A 15,239-nucleotide genomic window follows, 5' to 3' on the forward strand; every position below is an offset into this window, starting at 1 on the left:
CCATAGGCAGGGGTGATGGCGTTGAGCCTACTGCCGGCGCCTTGGGGCCGATCGCTGCAAGCCGACGATGACAACTGGGTAGGCTTAAAGCTTATTGGGCAGGGAAGCAATTCATGAACGAATACGGTACTCGGATCGATAACGCTCCCAAGGGTATAGCACTGATTGTCGGCGCTGTTTTTCTGCTTGCCCTGGCCGATGCAGCAGTCAAATACTTCAGCGCCAAGCTGCCCCTATGGCAGCTGTTCTTGATCGTGTCTTGCCTTTCGGTTCCCGCCCTGGGCACTTGGCTTGGCCGACGCATCCGCACAGGCCGCCTCAGAATTACTTCCGTTGCGTGGATAATGGCCAGGAGTCTTCTGCTGTTATTGATGTGGGTGACTTACTACTCGGCACTGCCGTTAATCCCACTATCGGTCGCTGCCGTTGCAATCTACACGACGCCGATTTTTATAGCCCTTTTCTCCACCTGCTATGGCGGTGAGCCTTTGTCTCCAACCGGCTGGGCTGCTGTGGGGTTAGGTTTTGTGGGCGTAGCCTTGGTGCTGCGCCCAGGTTCCGAAATCTTTACGCTGGCGACGTTGCTGCCTGTCGTTGGCGCTGTTTTTTACGCACTCGCGATGGTGGTGACGCGCCGACATTGTCGCAGTGAGCATCCTCTGGTATTGGCGCTAGGATTGAACGTCGCTTTCCTTTTTGCCGCCTGCATGGGAGGTATCGCCTCACTGAACGTCAGCGAGGCAACGGTTGCTCGCGCTCCGTTTTTACTCTCTCCATGGCAGACGCTCGGTTGGCAGGAGATGGTCTTCATCTTCTGTTATGCCTGCATGTTGATTCTGATAAATACAGCTACCGCGAGAGCCTACCAGATTGCACCTCCCGCACTTGTCGGCACCTTTGACTATGCCTACCTGGCTTTCGCTTGCTTGTGGGGTTACGTGTTGTTTAACGAAGTGCCGGATTCTTTTACATGGGCTGGAATGCTGTTGATCTTGATCGCAGGTTGGACGATTTTTCGCGTGCAGAAAGACGTTGGATAAGCGCCCGTTGTCGCGCAACTGACGCAAGTTGTGCGCGAGGAGGGCGGGGAGCTCTAAGATTCTGACTTCACCGGTCGTCTGGGTGAACGCACTAACTACGCAAGGCAATGTCATAATGATGTCACGTGGAGAGCGCCGATGCTTTTACCCACTCACTCAATATGCGTGACACTATGCCTTCGACTGACTACACAGCATGGGCCGCTATCCTCACCGGAATCCAAACCGATCCGCTGCCTGCCCTCGATGGTCGACCGGTAGCAGGGGAGAGCTCTACCGCTAAGTAGCATCCAACGGTCGAAGATCTGCAGAAGTCTCCACCGTGCCAATTGCCGCTCTTTATTACGGACCGAAACCCGCCCAAAGCTGCCACTCAGCGCGACTCGATAATTCCCACCCAACCATGCATCATCATGCTCACTACGATCGCGCCGTGGAATCGAAGCGATACGTGCAGAACGTGCCCGCCCGTAGAGAAATTATCCTTTTGAAATGGAAGTCATCTCATGCTCGAACGTAACAAACTGGTGCCGGAGTTGATGGTCACCAACCTGGATAGCAGCTTGGCTTTTTGGGTTTCTTGCTTGGGGTTCCAAGTAGCCTATCAACGCCAGGAAGATGGATTTGCATACCTTGATTTGAACGGTGCTCAAGTAATGCTTGAGCAGGTTGATTCGGACGGGGGTCAATGGCTGACTGCGCCGTTGACCAAACCGTTTGGAAGAGGCATGAATTTACAGATTGATGTTGAAGCCGTCGCACCCATTATCCAAAACATTGATCAGGCGGGATTTCCCCTCTATCGACAATGCAAGGACACTTGGTATCGGGCTGAGAATGTAGAAGTGGGCCAGCGCGAATTCATCGTCCAGGATCCCGATGGTTATCTCGTAAGATTAGTAGAGCGGTTGGGTGAGAGACCGGCTAGCTATATCTGACGCCGAGCCGAGTTGACCGTCAGCTTCGGGTCGATTGCTGCCTTTCACGAAGGGCTGAAACCGTTCAAAAAACGGACCTTCTGGATTACCCACTTTAAGCACGCTTGCCCTTAAACTCGGTGAACTTCAATCTCAATTCCCTCACTCACATCCGGGGCACGAAAGTAGCTCGTGATCAAATCGAACTCAGCGTCAGTCGCTGCAAATTCATGCTCGGCGCGGCCATTGCGCTGATGTAGCCTGGCCCGACAGGTCTCATCATCCAGTTCGATGTAGTGGAAACAGTGGGAAACTCCAGCAGCGTCAGCCAAACCGCATAACCACTGCCTGTCTTCTGGGGTATTAGCCGGGAAATCCAAAATCACGGTCACGCCAGAATTCAGCACGTCGATGACAAGCGTGCCGACCAGTTTCCGAATCTGACGCGAAAGCCGCACGTAATCGACCACTGATTTGATCTGATCGGGATAGAGCTCTGAGAGCCAATAATCTTCACTGAGCAGAATGGCCGAACGTTCGGATGCCAAGGACTTGGCCAATGTCGATTTGCCGGACGCAATCTTGCCTGACATCAGGTGCAGTATTGGTTTGGTCATGAGAGACGTCTCCTTGTCGAGTTTTCATGATGCTCATTGAAAAGCGTCGAAGCAACTAGAGCTACCGCTGTGGCGCTGCAGATCACGCCTGGATTCCCTGTTCTGGATCACGGTAACCGCAGCGATTTCAGGCGGGGGGATCCAGCAGGGAAATCAGGCGCGGCTCGATGCTGTCGGGTTGTATCTCGAGAATTGCCAGCGTGACCGGCAATTTGAAACGCCGAGGGCCGGCGCTTCCAGGGTTCACGTATAGACGATCACCGCGCCATTCGATGCGCGGTTTGTGCGAATGGCCGGTGATGATGAGCTTTGTGTCTGGATCCAGATCGGCGGGGACGTCGGCGATGTCGTGGATAAGGAGAGTGTGCCAGCCGTTGAGAGTGCAGGCCAGACGGTCAGGGAGGTCTTTAGCCCATGGGCTGCTGAGATCATTGTTGCCGCGCACGGCATGGACGGGAGCAATTTCGGACAATTGGGCGAGGATGTCCGGGTTGCCGATGTCGCCGGCGTGGATGATCAGGTCACAGCCTTGGAGCGCGCCGATGGCTTCGGACCGGAGGAGATTATGAGTGTCGGATATCACGGCGGTTTTCATGGGCCAATTCTCCGTGGACGTTTCATGTAGGAGTGACTGTGTTCGACCCAAAGCTGACCTTCAGGTGGGTAAATTTTTTTCACCTCGTGAATGGCATCTTCAATGACTTTGCGATTCGAGCTAAAACTTTTGGACGATCGTCAGCAAGATTTACCACACCCATCCGACCGCTTGAGCATTTGAGCGCGTCTGGCGACGTGTGTTTTACGTCGCCCAATGAAAGGAGAGAACCATGTCAAAGAACATCAAGGCAGTACCAACCTCCGAGCACAACGCTGTCATCGCTACTGCCAATCAATACGTTGAAGGTCTGCGTGTGGGCAGTGCAGAAGTCGTTGCTCAAGCTTTCCATAAAGACGCCGTGAGGTACGGTTTCACCAATGGTGAACTGCTTGGCGGCCCGATCGGGAATCTGTTTGATTTCGTTCAGAAGAACGGCAGCGCCCCAGAAATTACGACTCGCCTCGACATTCTGGCGATCACACCCACGACAGCCGTGGTGCGTGTCGATATGGAAAAGGATGCGATCGGTGCCGACTACAACGACTACCTGACCCTGATCAAAATCGACGGCACATGGAAGGTCATCACCAAGGTTTATCACCATTTCGAAGGTTGGTAGTGATCGGCCATGAACAGCCATGATTTAACATAATATACATTACACGTAACACGATGTTACTTAATCAACGTGGCTACCCAAAATATTCACATCTGGATCGTCATCTCAAAACGGCTTTCTATACAAACCACGTTTACCCGATCCGTTCTTCTCATCACGTGCCTGCTTTTTAATGAGCTCTTCGTGCTGCGGCAATTTGCGCCGTCAATTTTGCACGATCGCCGATTTCCATATCAGCGAAATCAAACCCTGGCGAAACTGCTTCGCTGATCAAACCAAAGCCATTTGATCCTGCGAGCAATCGCGAGGCTTTCCAGGTGCCACCCGGTACATGCAATAGCAGTTGCTGGCCTGCGGAAAGATCGCTGCCCATTACCAGCGTTTGCAGTAAGCCGTGAGCGTGGATCAGGTTGTATTCGATTGCATCGCCAAGGTGCAAATGCTGCGTTTGGAGGCAGTCGCGATGATCGGCCTGATAAGTTCTGCGGTAATAGCCGCCTTCGACATGAGACTCAAGATTCAACGCAGCAATCGCATCGGTTGCGTTCGGCTGACGCTGAATCATGGCCTTCCCCGGCATATTGTCTGTGTTTTTGTTTAGCTCAACTAAACGGTCATTTAGTGTAGTTAATGCATTATCGACGATGATCGATGCATTTACCCTGCTCCATCAGAAATCTATCGTCACCGAGAGCAGATAAGTTCTCGGCGTCGACAGGGTCAATCCCGGCTCGCTATCATCCGAGGCACCCGCCGAGCTCCAGTAGCGTTTATCCAGCACATTTTCGACATTCGCCCGCAACGTAACGGTCTTTTCGTCCAATCTGAAAGCATAGCGTGTGCCTACGTCGAACCGCTCCCAAGAGTCGATTTCCTTGTCGTTCGACTGATCCAGATACTGCGAACTCGAGTAAATCCCGCGACTGGTCAGTGTCAGCCCCTGCACGTTTGGCACATCCCACTCCGCGCCAAGGTTGACGTTGTATTTGGGTGTGGCCGGTGCGCGATTGCCGTCGAATGTGCCGTTGGTGGTCTGGGTCAGTTCGCTGTCGATGTACATCACACCACCGAGTAATCGCACGCCCTTGAGCGGTTCGCCAAACACGCTCAGTTCCACACCGTTGTTCTCGCGCTTGCCATTCGGGCCGAAGACTCGCGTGGTAGCGTTGGTTTCGTAGGCAGGTTGTTTGATGCGGAACACTGCTGCCGTCAGCGCATAGGCGCCCGCGTCATACTTGGCGCCGACTTCGACTTGGCGACTGATGAATGGCGGAAAGATTTCGTCTTCGTTGATCGAGGTCGATGGCGCGATCTTGCCTTGGCTCAGACCTTCCATGTAATTGGCGTAGAGCGACAGTTTGTCTGTCGCCTTGAACAGAACACCGCCCGATGGCGAGACCTTTTCCTCATCGTAGGCCGTATCGCCCTTCACGCCGTCGCTCCAGTCATCGACTTTGACCCGCTGCCAACGCGCACCCAGGGTCAGCAACAAGCGATCGTCGAAGAAGCCGAGCGTGTCGGACAAGGCCACACCGCTGAAGCGATTTTCCGTGTAGACCTTGGCGTCATTGCGGGTCGGTGTGCCGGGTCTGGCGATTTCCACCGGGTCGTAGAGATTGCTGCGCCCGGACGCGTAACGAGCGCCACCGTTTTCGAAGTCCATATAAAAGTAGTTGGCCGCCAGGTTGACTTCATGACTGACCGCACCGGTATGGAACCAGTTGCGCACTCCGGCCGTGGCCGTGCGGACGTTTTCGTCGCGGGTGAAATCTCGCGGCTGTACGCTGAAGTCACCGGCGTCGTTGCTCACCGACACCGCGTGGCGCAAAAAATCGTGATTGCTTTTACGTGCGCCGACGCCGCCATACAGCATGACCGAATCGCTGACATCAAACTCGCCGTTGACCGTGCCGAACGTGTCCCTGGTGCGCGCCTGACTCCAGGGTTGCGCGTAGTTATCGCGCACATTATTGGCGTTCGGCACCTTGGCATTGGCCGCGACCTGCACGCGTTCCTGCGGTGCGTCGGTGTCGCGTTCGGTGTGGCCGATATCGGTGGAAAGTCGCAAGCGTTCACCACGAAAATCCAGACCAAGGACTGCCATGTCGCGATCGACACTCTGATGATCCCATTCGGTATCACCGGACTGTTTAACGCCGTTGAAACGCAGACCGAATTGATTGTCTTCGCCAAAGCGCCGTCCGACATCCACTGCGCCACCGATTTGGTTGTTGGAGGCGTAATTGGTCGTCAGCGAGGTGATCGGCTTGTCGGTCGCGCGTTTCGGCACGACGTTGATCCCCCCTCCTACACTGCCCCGTGGCGAAATCCCGTTGATCAATTGGCTCGGGCCTTTGAGGATGTCGACGCGATCAGCCATTTCCATGTCGATGGTGTACGTCGGCAACACACCGTAGAGACCGTTATAGGAAACGTCACTGTTGAACAGGCTGAAGCCACGGATGGTGAATTGCTCATAGCGCCCACCGGCCGGGTTGGTCGCGCGTACCGAAGGATCGCTGCCGATCAGCTCGCCGAGCGTGCGCGCCTGCTGATTTTTCACTGTTTGGCTGGTGTAGGTGGTCATGCTGAACGGGGTTTCCATGAAATCCCTGGAGCCCAACAGCCCTTGCGAGCCACGCCGCGCCACCTGGCCTCCGGCAAACACGTCGGCATCCGCCGGGTCGTTCGCGCCAAGAATGGAGGTAGGCGCAAGTTGCAAGGTGCTGCCTTCTGCTGCGGGCACCAGCGTATAAGCCTGATCGGCAACCGGTTGCAGCTGCAAACCGGAGCCCAGCAACAACCGGCTGAACCCCTCCTCTACACCGAATTCACCGGACAACCCGTTGCTGTTGCGGCCGCTGACCAGCGCCGGATCCACCGAAAGATTGACTCCGGCGAGACCGGCGAACCGCGTCAGCGCCGCACTCAGGCTACCGGCCGGCACCTGATAACTGCGCCGGCTGCCATCGTAAGCCCAGCTCGATTGAATCAATAAGGGGCTGGCACTCAGGCTCAGCAAAAGGCTCAACTGCAACAACGGACGCAAACGACCTGGGAATACTGCGGGCATTGGAAGAAGCTCTCGATTTTGTTCACTTGCCTGGAATGACCAGCGAGGCGAAAAAAAGGGACAGGCTTCAGCCGGTTTTTTCTGCACGCGGCACCAGCGACACCCAAAATCGCGTCCGCGTGTGCACATCGACGGGCAAGCTTGCGGCCAGCAGTGACAGCACCTGGTCGGTGTCGTCGAGGCGGAAACTGCCCGTGATGCGCAGCGATTCCAGCGCCGGATCCCAGCGCAGCACGCCCGAGCGATAGCGACTCAGTTCGCGCAGGAACTCACCGAGCGGCTGGTTCTGCGCCATCAACACCCCGTCGCGCCAGCCGGGCATCAACGTGTCGAACGCCGTCACCGCCCCGGCGCCGGACGCTTGCAGGCTGACTTGCTGGCCCTGCTTCAATACCAGCGCCGGGCCGTGCAGCGGCTGCAATTGCACCGAACCGCGCAACACGCAGACCTGGCAACTGCGGGTGCTGAGGCGCACCGAGATGTCGCTGTGACTGACGATCATTCGGCCAAAAGGCGCGTTGACGATAAAGGCTGATTCGCCCGCCACATTGAGCGCCATCTCGCCACGGATCAGCGTTAACTGGCGTGCAGGCAGATCGACGTTCACTGCGCTGTCGGTGTTGAGTTGCAATGAAGAGTCCTGCGCCAACTGCACTGTTCGTCGCTCACCGGTGCTGGTGTGCAAATCAGCGCGCCAGACATCCAGCGGCAACTCACGGCCGATCAACCAAGCCGCCGGCACCAGCGCCGCCGCGCCCAAGACACGCTTGAGAGCCGCGCGCCGCGCTGGGTCCGGCCGATCCAGCGTGGCCATGGTCAGCGCCGGCGGCAACCCTGCGAAACGCTGACGCAGCTGCTGGATTTTCTGCCACGCATTTTCGTGGCGACTGTTGCTGCTGCGCCAATGCTGCAACCGGGCGTGATCTTCATCGCTGGCACCGCCGGACTCGAGCAATGCCAGCCATTGCGCCGCCGCCCGCGCCACTTCACGCGTTTCATCGCTTGGAGTAACGCGCATCACAGCTCCACCAGCAGGCAATGCTCGTAGGCCTGAGCCATGTAACGTTTGACGGTACGTTCAGAAACCTGCAAGCGCTCGGCAATCTCGCGGTAACCGAGGCCTTCGAGTTGGCTCCACAAAAACGCCCGGCGCACCGCGCGCGGCAAGCCATCGAGCAACTCATCCAGTGCCTGCAGGGTTTCCAGCAGCAGCCAGCGCTGTTCCGGCGACGGCGCGCAGTCTTCAGGCATCAGCGCCAAGGCATCAAGGTAGGCTTTTTCCAGATGGCGCCGCGTGTAGAAATTGCTCAGCAGACGTTTGCCGACGGTGAGCAAATACGCGCGCGGCTCGCGCAACTCGGCCAATGGCGGTGCGTTGCACAAGACGCGAAGAAAGGTGTCCTGGCTCAGGTCAGCCGCATCCCACGCATTGCCCATGCGCCGGCGCAACCACGTTTCCAGCCAGCCGCGATGCTCGCGGTACAACTGCTGCAGGCTCTGCTCCGCCGGTAACGTGGATTCAATCATCTCAAGAGACCCTGCGCGAAGGTGGATTCAAATGAGACTGATTCTATTTAACTTCACCAAGGACACAAAGCCTTTTTCTGCTCAGCGCCTGAGCGTCTCGCTCGGAAGCTCTTTGAACAGCGCTCGGTAACTGCTGGAAAACCGCCCCAGATGCCAGAACGACCAGCGCATCGCCACCTCGGCAACCGTGGTTTGCGTGGGTCGCCGCCTGAGCAATTCCCGGTGCGCACTGTTCAACCGGCGCAAGCGTAACCAGTGACTTGGGGTCATTCCGGTGTAGGCCTTGAACGCCTGTTGCAACTGGCGCAGCGGTACCCCTGCGACGTGAGAAAGTTCGAGCAGATTGACCGTGTCCTCCGACGAATCAGCCGCCCACTCCCCTACTCGCTGCATGATCTTGCGTTCGTCGTTGCGCCGCAGCAATCCGCCACGGTCGAGCGTGGTTTGAGCGTTGTCAAGGATGAACAGGCAGTCCTCAAGCAGCTGCTGCGTCAGGCAACTTTTATCAAGCGGATCAATTGCTTGCGACAATTTTGTGAGAATCGAGCTTAACCAGCCGCTGAACAAAGCGTTCTGGCCGCAATTCAGCGGCGCCATGAACAAGCCTTCGAGTTTCGCCACATCCAGGCCGTGGTCGCGGACGAAATCCGCTCCGAACACCACCGCGATTTCGCGGTAGTTCTCTGGAGTGATCCAGATGTTGCGGCTCTCTTCATTGAGCAGATACAGCGCGTTGTCGCTGCGATCGAAACAAAATGCCAGCGCACCCGATGGCGCACTGAAATTCTGCTCCACCCGGGTGTTCATCTGCTCTTCGTAGACCTCGACGCCCTGCAGATCGAGATAGCGAATCTGTCCGGCGAAATGCCCCGGCGACATCTGCTGGTAATGCTGAATCCAACCCGGCGTGGCGCGCACTTGTTCGGCCACATCGGCGGTGTTGAACGCTTGAACCTGGAGCGGATTGCACGTTGTCATGGGTGGACCTTGCGCACTCTTTTGGTGCGCTTGGGTGCTGCTGAAAGTGGATAGATGGAATCACAAGCCGCGCCCAAGATAGTCGCCAACGCGCCACAGGGGAAGGGGCGGAAGATGAAACCCGCCCTCCCCGGCGTCTACAAAACCAATAACGAGGTCTTTATGAACGCCCCTTTCGATCAGCTGTTCACCTGGCTGAAAGATCACAAGATTACCGAAGTCGAATGCGTGGTCAGCGACTTGACCGGCATCGCCCGCGGCAAGATTGCACCGACCAACAAGTTCCTGCATGAGCGCGGCATGCGCCTGCCGGAGAGCGTGCTGCTGCAAACGGTAACCGGGGATTTTGTCGACGACGACATCTACTACGACCTGCTCGACCCGGCTGATATCGACATGGTCTGCAAACCGGTTTCCGATGCCGTCTACGTCATACCGTGGGCGATCGAGCCGACCGCCATCGTCATCCACGACACCTTCGACAAGTTCGGCAACCCGATCGAACTGTCGCCGCGCAATGTGCTGAAGAAAGTCCTGCAGCTTTACACCGACAAGGGCTGGAAGCCGATTGTCGCGCCGGAAATGGAGTTCTACCTGACCCAGCGCTGTGAAGATCCGGACCTGCCGCTCAAAGCGCCGCTGGGTCGTTCGGGGCGTGCGGAAAGCGGTCGCCAGTCGTTCTCGATCGATGCCGCCAACGAATTCGATCCACTCTTCGAAGACGTCTACGACTGGTGCGAACTGCAAGGCCTGGACCTCGACACGCTGATCCACGAAGACGGCCCGGCGCAGATGGAAATCAACTTCCGCCATGGCGATGCACTGGACCTGGCTGACCAGATCACCGTGTTCAAACGTACCCTGCGCGAAGCGGCGCTCAAGCACAACGTCACCGCGACGTTCATGGCCAAGCCGATCGGCGACGAGCCCGGCAGTGCCATGCACCTGCACCAGAGCGTGGTCGAGATCGCCACCGGCAAGCCGATCTTTGCTGATGCCGAAGGCAACATGAGCGAGTTGTTCCGGCATCACATCGGTGGGCTGCAGAAATACATCCCGAAAGTCCTGCCGATGTTCGCGCCGAACGTCAATTCGTTCCGCCGCTTCCTGCCGGACACTTCAGCGCCGGTCAATGTCGAGTGGGGCGAAGAGAACCGCACGGTGGGCCTGCGTGTGCCGACTTCCGGGCCGGAGTCGATGCGCGTGGAGAACCGCTTGCCCGGCGCCGACGCCAATCCGTATCTGGCCATCGCCGCAAGCCTGCTGTGCGGCTACATCGGCATGATCGAACAGATCGAACCGAGCGCGGCGGTCGAAGGCCGCGCCTACGAACGCCGCAACCTGCGTTTGCCAATCACCATCGAAGAAGCCCTGACGCAAATGGAAGAGTGCCCGAAAGTAGCCGAATACCTGGGCAGCAAATTCGTTCGCGGTTACGTCGCGGTGAAACGCGCTGAGCACGAAAACTTCAAACGCGTGATCAGCTCGTGGGAGCGTGAGTTCCTGCTGCTAAGCGTCTGACGGCCTTCTCAAAAGAAAATGGCGAAGGTGTGAGTTATTGATCGTTCCCACGCTCCTGCGTGGGAATGCATCCCGGGACGCTCTGCGTCCCATCCAGAGCCGAACGCGGAGCGTCCGTTGAGGCATCCCGACGCAGAGCGTGGGAACGATCATTACAAGAAGAGGTGTCGATATGCGTCTGTTGAAATCCGTACTCCCGGTCGCGCTGAGTGTGCTGTTCAGCGCCACAGCCCACGCCGAGCCACGGGTCAGTGTCTACAACTGGACCGACTACATTGGCGAAACCACCCTCGCCGACTTCCAGAGCAAAACCGGGATCAAGGTGATCTACGACGTCTTCGACTCCAACGAAACGCTGGAAGGCAAACTCCTCGCCGGTCGTACCGGTTATGACGTGGTGGTGCCGTCCAACCACTTTCTCGCCCGTCAGGTGACGGCCGGGGCGTTTATGAAGCTCGATCGTTCGCAGTTGCCATACTGGCAGAACTTAGACCCCAAACTGCTTGAATTACTTGAGAAAAATGATCCAGGCAATGAGCACTCGGTGCCCTATCTGTGGGGTACCAACGGCATCGGTTACAACGTCGACAAAGTCAAGCAAGTGCTCGGCATCGACCACATCGATTCCTGGGCCGTGCTGTTCGAACCCGAGAATCTGAAGAAGCTCAGCCAGTGCGGCGTGTCGATGATGGATTCGGCCGACGAGGTGTTTCCGGCCATTCTCAATTACATGGGCATGGACCCGCGCAGCGAAAACCCTGAGGACTATAAAAAGGCTGAAGCCAAGCTGCTGAGCATCCGTCCTTACATCACCTATTTCCATTCTTCCAAGTACGTGTCGGACCTGGCCAATGGCGACATTTGCGTCGCGTTCGGTTACTCCGGCGATGTTTTCCAGGCCGCCAACCGCGCCCGGGAAGCCAAAAACGGTGTGAATATCGCTTATGCGATTCCCAAGGAGGGCGCCAACCTGTGGTTCGATCTGCTGGCGATTCCCGCCGACGCCAGCAACGCCAAAGAGGCCCATGCCTTCATCAATTACCTGCTCGACCCGCAAGTGATCGCCAAGGTCAGCGCCACCGTCGGCTACGCCAACCCGAACCCTGCGGCCAAGCCATTTATGGACCAGGCACTGGTCAACAATCCTGAGGTTTATCCGCCGCAATCGGTGCTCGATAAACTCTACATTTCCTCGACTCCGCCCCAGACGATCATGCGCCTGATGACCCGGTCGTGGAGCAAAGTGAAGTCAAACAAATGAATCAGCACAGCGCACAACACGCCCGCTCCTGGTACGCCGCCTCCGCGAGGGCGAGCACGCCCTACCCTGTGCTGGACGACGATCTGATTGTCGATGTCTGTGTGATCGGCGGCGGCTTCACTGGCGTCAACACCGCCATTGAACTGGCGCAGCGCGGTTTGTCGGTGGTGCTGCTTGAGGCGCGGCGTATTGGCTGGGGCGCCAGCGGGCGTAATGGCGGTCAGCTGATTCGCGGCATTGGCCATGACGTCGAGGGTTTCGCCCGCTACGTTGGGCGCGACGGCGTGCGGTATCTGCAGCGCGCCGGCATCGATTCGGTGGACCTGGTGCGCCAGCGCATTACGGACAACGCCATCGACTGTGATCTGCGTTGGGGCTTTTGCGAACTGGCCAACACCGCCGCGCAATTCGCCGCGTTCAAGCAGGAACAGGACAGCCTCGGCGAACTCGGCTACGCCCACGCCACGTCGCTGGTAGGCCCTGAGCACATCCGTCAGCAAGTGGTGGATGCCGGTGGATACGCCGGTGGGTTGATCGACATGGGGTCGGGTCACCTCCATCCGCTGGATCTGGTGCAAGGTGAAGCGCGGCTTGCGGCTTCGCTGGGCGTGCGCGTTTTCGAGCAGAGTCCGGTGCTGGAAATTCTCCATGGCCCGACCGTCGAGGTGCGCTGCGCCACCGGTTCAGTGCGGGCCGGTAGCCTGGTGCTCGGCTGCAACGCGCATCTGGACGAACTCGAACCGAAGCTCAGTGGCAAAGTCCTGCCCGCCGGCAGTTACATCATCGCCACCGAGCCGCTGGACGAACTCCGTGCCGCACAGTTGATTCCACAGAACCTGGCGCTGTGCGATCAAAAGGTCGGGCTCGATTATTACCGGCTCTCGGCTGATCGACGTTTGCTGTTCGGCGGCGCTTGTCATTATTCCGGGCGTGATCCGGCGGACATCGCCGCCTATATGCGACCGAAAATGCTCAAAGTGTTTCCGCAACTGGCCGACGTGGGCATCGATTATCAGTGGGGCGGCAGGATCGGCATCACCGCGAACCGCTTTCCACAGGTCGGACGGCTCAAACAGCACCCGAACGTGTTCTACGCACAGGGTTACTCCGGCCATGGCCTGAATGTCACCCACTGGTGTGCAAAGTTGTTGGGCGAAGCCATCCAGGCCGGGCACAGCCAAGGCATGGATGTGTTCAGCGGCGTGCCGCACATGACCTTCCCTGGCGGCCCGGCTCTGCGTTCGCCGCTGCTGGCGCTGGGCATGTTCTGGTATCGCTTGCGCGAAATGCTCGGTTAACAGGCGCTTACACATTCCCTAAGTTAAAGCGGCTGTTGATTTGCTCTATCGCCAAGCACTTCTATATTGATGAAGTGCTTTTGCGTTCCTGACGCTCAGTGCCCGATTAATTGAGGAGGACATGGATGAAGTCGTCAGCCAGCGACGAACCGCGAGCACCCGGTCAGGCGCCGATCAAAACCCGCCGTTTCGGCATTTCGCTGGTATGGATCGTGCCGATTGTGGCGGTGCTGGTGGGCATTTCGCTGGTGATACACAACATCCTGCAGGAAGGCCCGACGATCACCGTCACCTTCAAGACCGGCGATGGCCTGACCGCCAACAAGACTGAAGTCAGGTACCGCAACGTGGTGATCGGCCATGTCTCCGAGGTCGAACTGGCCGACGATCATAAAAATGTCAACGCCACGATCAAACTGGCCAAACAGGCCGAAGCCTTCACTCGCGAGGATTCCCAGTTCTGGGTGGTGCGTCCACGCATCGGCGCTGGCGGCGTCTCGGGCATCGATACGCTGCTGTCGGGTGACTACATTGGCGCCGACATCGGTCAGGCCAACAATCGGACAAAAAACTTCAAAGGCCTCGAGAACCCCCCGCCGATCACCTACGGCGAACCGGGCAAGCGCTTCACTCTGCACACTGCCGACCTCGGCTCGCTGGACATCGGTTCCCCCGTCTATTACCGCAAGATTCCCGTTGGCCAGGTGGTCTCCTACGCGCTCGACCCGGACGGCAAAGGCGTCAACATCGAAGTCTTCGTGCATTCGCCCAATGATGCCTACGTCACCGAAAATACCCGGTTCTGGAACGCCAGCGGCATCGACATCAATGTCGGCGCCAACGGTTTTGCGGTAAAAACCGAGTCGCTGTCGACCTTGCTGGTGGGCGGCATCGCTTTCCGAGCGCCGGACTACAGCCCCAACGACACGCTGGCCAGCGAAGACAGGAATTTCGAACTGTTCGCCAACCAGACCGCTGCCCTCGCCCCGCCCGACGGAAAGGCGCAGTATCTGGCCCTGCGTTTTGATCAGGCCTTGCGCGGGCTCAAGGTCGATGCGCCGGTTGAGTTCCTCGGCATCGAAATCGGTCGAGTGGTGGCAGTCAACCTCGACTTCGACGAGGTCAAACGCACCTTTCCAGTCAATGTCGGCATCGTTATTTATCCGCAGCGACTCGGCCGCGCCCACGCAAAAATCCTCAAGACCTACCATGGCGACGAAAACGACGAGGCCGCCGGCGCGCGCCTGATCGGCACATTCATTGAAAACGGTCTGCGCGCCCAGGCGCGCAATGGCAACCTGCTCACCGGGCAGTTGTATATCTCGCTGGATTTCTACCCCAAAGCGCCGAAGGTCGCGTTCGACCCTACCGCACGACCGGTCACTATTCCGACCGTCCCAGGGAGCCTCGAACAGTTGCAGGAAAAACTCGAAGCCATGGTCAACAAGATCAACGCACTGCCGGTGGAGCGCATCGCCAACAACCTCGACGGCAATCTGGTCGAGTTGCGCAAGGGGCTGAAGCAGTTCAACGCCAGAACCCTGCCGGGTGTACAGAGCACTCTCGCCGACGTCAGCAAGACGTTGCAGTCCGCCAATTCGACTCTCGCCGAGGATTCACCGCAACGCGAGCAACTGACCGAGACCCTCGACGAGCTCGGGCGCATGTCGCGATCGTTGCGTGAGCTGTCGGATTACCTTGGTCGCCATCCTGAGTCGCTGATTCGCGGGCGTCCCGATAACGCCGCACCGCTGGACCTCAAAGGACCGCCACGCAATTGAGCACAGGAG

At 57.9% G+C, this 15,239-nt stretch carries 13 protein-coding genes and 1 pseudogene; 7 read left to right on the plus strand and 7 right to left on the minus strand.

What is annotated here, in order from left to right:
• The first annotated feature begins 113 nt into the window (after positions 1-113).
• Both CXF97_RS19990 and CXF97_RS19995 read left to right on the plus strand, forming a co-directional pair.
• Entirely contained in the window at positions 114-1,040 is a 927-nt protein-coding gene (locus CXF97_RS19990) for a DMT family transporter (RefSeq protein ID WP_101160196.1), read from the plus strand.
• Positions 1,041-1,546: 506 nt separating this feature from the next.
• Positions 1,547-1,978: a VOC family protein gene (locus tag CXF97_RS19995; RefSeq protein WP_101160199.1), complete on the plus strand. Its 432-nt coding sequence runs from the start codon at positions 1,547-1,549 to the stop codon at positions 1,976-1,978.
• Between the two features lie 110 nt (positions 1,979-2,088).
• On the opposite strand, the gene CXF97_RS20000 is transcribed toward CXF97_RS19995, so the two are convergent.
• Both CXF97_RS20000 and CXF97_RS20005 read right to left on the minus strand, forming a co-directional pair.
• Positions 2,089-2,574, minus strand: a complete 486-nt coding sequence (locus CXF97_RS20000; protein ID WP_101160201.1) for an ATP-binding protein — start codon at positions 2,572-2,574, stop codon at positions 2,089-2,091.
• A 127-nt stretch (positions 2,575-2,701) separates the two neighbouring features.
• The gene (locus tag CXF97_RS20005) at positions 2,702-3,169 is read right to left on the minus strand and encodes a metallophosphoesterase family protein (protein WP_101160204.1); all 468 of its coding nucleotides are present in this window, start codon (positions 3,167-3,169) and stop codon (positions 2,702-2,704) included.
• Between the two features lie 232 nt (positions 3,170-3,401).
• Between CXF97_RS20005 and CXF97_RS20010 the strand changes: the two genes are divergently transcribed.
• Entirely contained in the window at positions 3,402-3,791 is a 390-nt protein-coding gene (locus tag CXF97_RS20010) for a nuclear transport factor 2 family protein (RefSeq protein WP_101160207.1), read from the plus strand.
• A gap of 105 nt (positions 3,792-3,896) precedes the next feature.
• Here the strand turns inward: CXF97_RS20010 and CXF97_RS20015 are convergent.
• The 5 genes and pseudogenes from CXF97_RS20015 to CXF97_RS20035 form a co-directional block, all read right to left on the minus strand.
• A pseudogene (locus CXF97_RS20015) lies at positions 3,897-4,356 on the minus strand (cupin domain-containing protein).
• A 105-nt stretch (positions 4,357-4,461) separates the two neighbouring features.
• Positions 4,462-6,864 (minus strand): TonB-dependent receptor, encoded by a 2,403-nt coding sequence (locus CXF97_RS20020; RefSeq protein ID WP_101160210.1) that lies wholly within the window; start codon positions 6,862-6,864, stop codon positions 4,462-4,464.
• 67 nt (positions 6,865-6,931) lie between these two features.
• The gene (locus CXF97_RS20025) at positions 6,932-7,882 is read right to left on the minus strand and encodes a FecR domain-containing protein (protein WP_101160213.1); all 951 of its coding nucleotides are present in this window, start codon (positions 7,880-7,882) and stop codon (positions 6,932-6,934) included.
• Complete coding sequence (locus CXF97_RS20030; RefSeq protein WP_101160215.1) at positions 7,882-8,391, minus strand: sigma-70 family RNA polymerase sigma factor; 510 nt, start codon at positions 8,389-8,391, stop codon at positions 7,882-7,884. Before CXF97_RS20030 ends, CXF97_RS20025 begins: the two co-directional genes overlap by 1 nt.
• A gap of 81 nt (positions 8,392-8,472) precedes the next feature.
• Positions 8,473-9,369 (minus strand): helix-turn-helix domain-containing protein, encoded by an 897-nt coding sequence (locus tag CXF97_RS20035; RefSeq protein WP_101160218.1) that lies wholly within the window; start codon positions 9,367-9,369, stop codon positions 8,473-8,475.
• 162 nt (positions 9,370-9,531) lie between these two features.
• On the opposite strand from CXF97_RS20035, the gene CXF97_RS20040 reads away from it, so the two are divergent.
• The 4 genes from CXF97_RS20040 to CXF97_RS20055 all read left to right on the plus strand — a co-directional run bounded on the left by CXF97_RS20040 (position 9,532) and on the right by CXF97_RS20055 (position 15,230).
• A complete protein-coding gene (locus CXF97_RS20040; protein ID WP_101160221.1) occupies positions 9,532-10,890 on the plus strand; it encodes a glutamine synthetase family protein in 1,359 nt (452 codons plus the stop codon).
• A gap of 172 nt (positions 10,891-11,062) precedes the next feature.
• The gene (locus CXF97_RS20045) at positions 11,063-12,151 is read left to right on the plus strand and encodes a polyamine ABC transporter substrate-binding protein (protein WP_101160225.1); all 1,089 of its coding nucleotides are present in this window, start codon (positions 11,063-11,065) and stop codon (positions 12,149-12,151) included.
• Positions 12,148-13,449 carry an FAD-binding oxidoreductase gene (locus CXF97_RS20050; protein WP_101160227.1) on the plus strand — a complete coding sequence of 434 codons (1,302 nt, stop codon included), beginning with the start codon at positions 12,148-12,150 and terminating at the stop codon, positions 13,447-13,449. The genes CXF97_RS20045 and CXF97_RS20050 overlap by 4 nt, the downstream gene beginning before the upstream one ends.
• A gap of 125 nt (positions 13,450-13,574) precedes the next feature.
• Complete coding sequence (locus CXF97_RS20055; protein WP_101160230.1) at positions 13,575-15,230, plus strand: intermembrane transport protein PqiB; 1,656 nt, start codon at positions 13,575-13,577, stop codon at positions 15,228-15,230.
• Positions 15,231-15,239 lie beyond the last annotated feature (9 nt).

Source organism: Pseudomonas sp. Choline-02u-1 (assembly GCF_002836515.1).
GTDB lineage: Bacteria > Pseudomonadota > Gammaproteobacteria > Pseudomonadales > Pseudomonadaceae > Aquipseudomonas.

Excerpts from the sequence above, each read along its gene's own strand:
- CXF97_RS20045 (WP_101160225.1), top strand. The coding sequence starts at position 11,063 with ATGCGTCTGTTGAAATCCGTACTCCCGGTCGCGCTGAGTGTGCTGTTC.
- CXF97_RS20040 (WP_101160221.1), top strand. The coding sequence starts at position 9,532 with ATGAACGCCCCTTTCGATCAGCTGTTCACCTGGCTGAAAGATCACAAG.
- CXF97_RS20010 (WP_101160207.1), top strand. The coding sequence starts at position 3,402 with ATGTCAAAGAACATCAAGGCAGTACCAACCTCCGAGCACAACGCTGTC.
- CXF97_RS20055 (WP_101160230.1), top strand. The coding sequence starts at position 13,575 with ATGAAGTCGTCAGCCAGCGACGAACCGCGAGCACCCGGTCAGGCGCCG.
- CXF97_RS19990 (WP_101160196.1), top strand. The coding sequence starts at position 114 with ATGAACGAATACGGTACTCGGATCGATAACGCTCCCAAGGGTATAGCA.
- CXF97_RS20035 (WP_101160218.1), bottom strand. The coding sequence starts at position 9,369 with ATGACAACGTGCAATCCGCTCCAGGTTCAAGCGTTCAACACCGCCGAT.
- CXF97_RS19995 (WP_101160199.1), top strand. The coding sequence starts at position 1,547 with ATGCTCGAACGTAACAAACTGGTGCCGGAGTTGATGGTCACCAACCTG.
- CXF97_RS20050 (WP_101160227.1), top strand. The coding sequence starts at position 12,148 with ATGAATCAGCACAGCGCACAACACGCCCGCTCCTGGTACGCCGCCTCC.
- CXF97_RS20020 (WP_101160210.1), bottom strand. The coding sequence starts at position 6,864 with ATGCCCGCAGTATTCCCAGGTCGTTTGCGTCCGTTGTTGCAGTTGAGC.
- CXF97_RS20000 (WP_101160201.1), bottom strand. The coding sequence starts at position 2,574 with ATGACCAAACCAATACTGCACCTGATGTCAGGCAAGATTGCGTCCGGC.
- CXF97_RS20025 (WP_101160213.1), bottom strand. The coding sequence starts at position 7,882 with ATGCGCGTTACTCCAAGCGATGAAACGCGTGAAGTGGCGCGGGCGGCG.
- CXF97_RS20005 (WP_101160204.1), bottom strand. The coding sequence starts at position 3,169 with ATGAAAACCGCCGTGATATCCGACACTCATAATCTCCTCCGGTCCGAA.
- CXF97_RS20030 (WP_101160215.1), bottom strand. The coding sequence starts at position 8,391 with ATGATTGAATCCACGTTACCGGCGGAGCAGAGCCTGCAGCAGTTGTAC.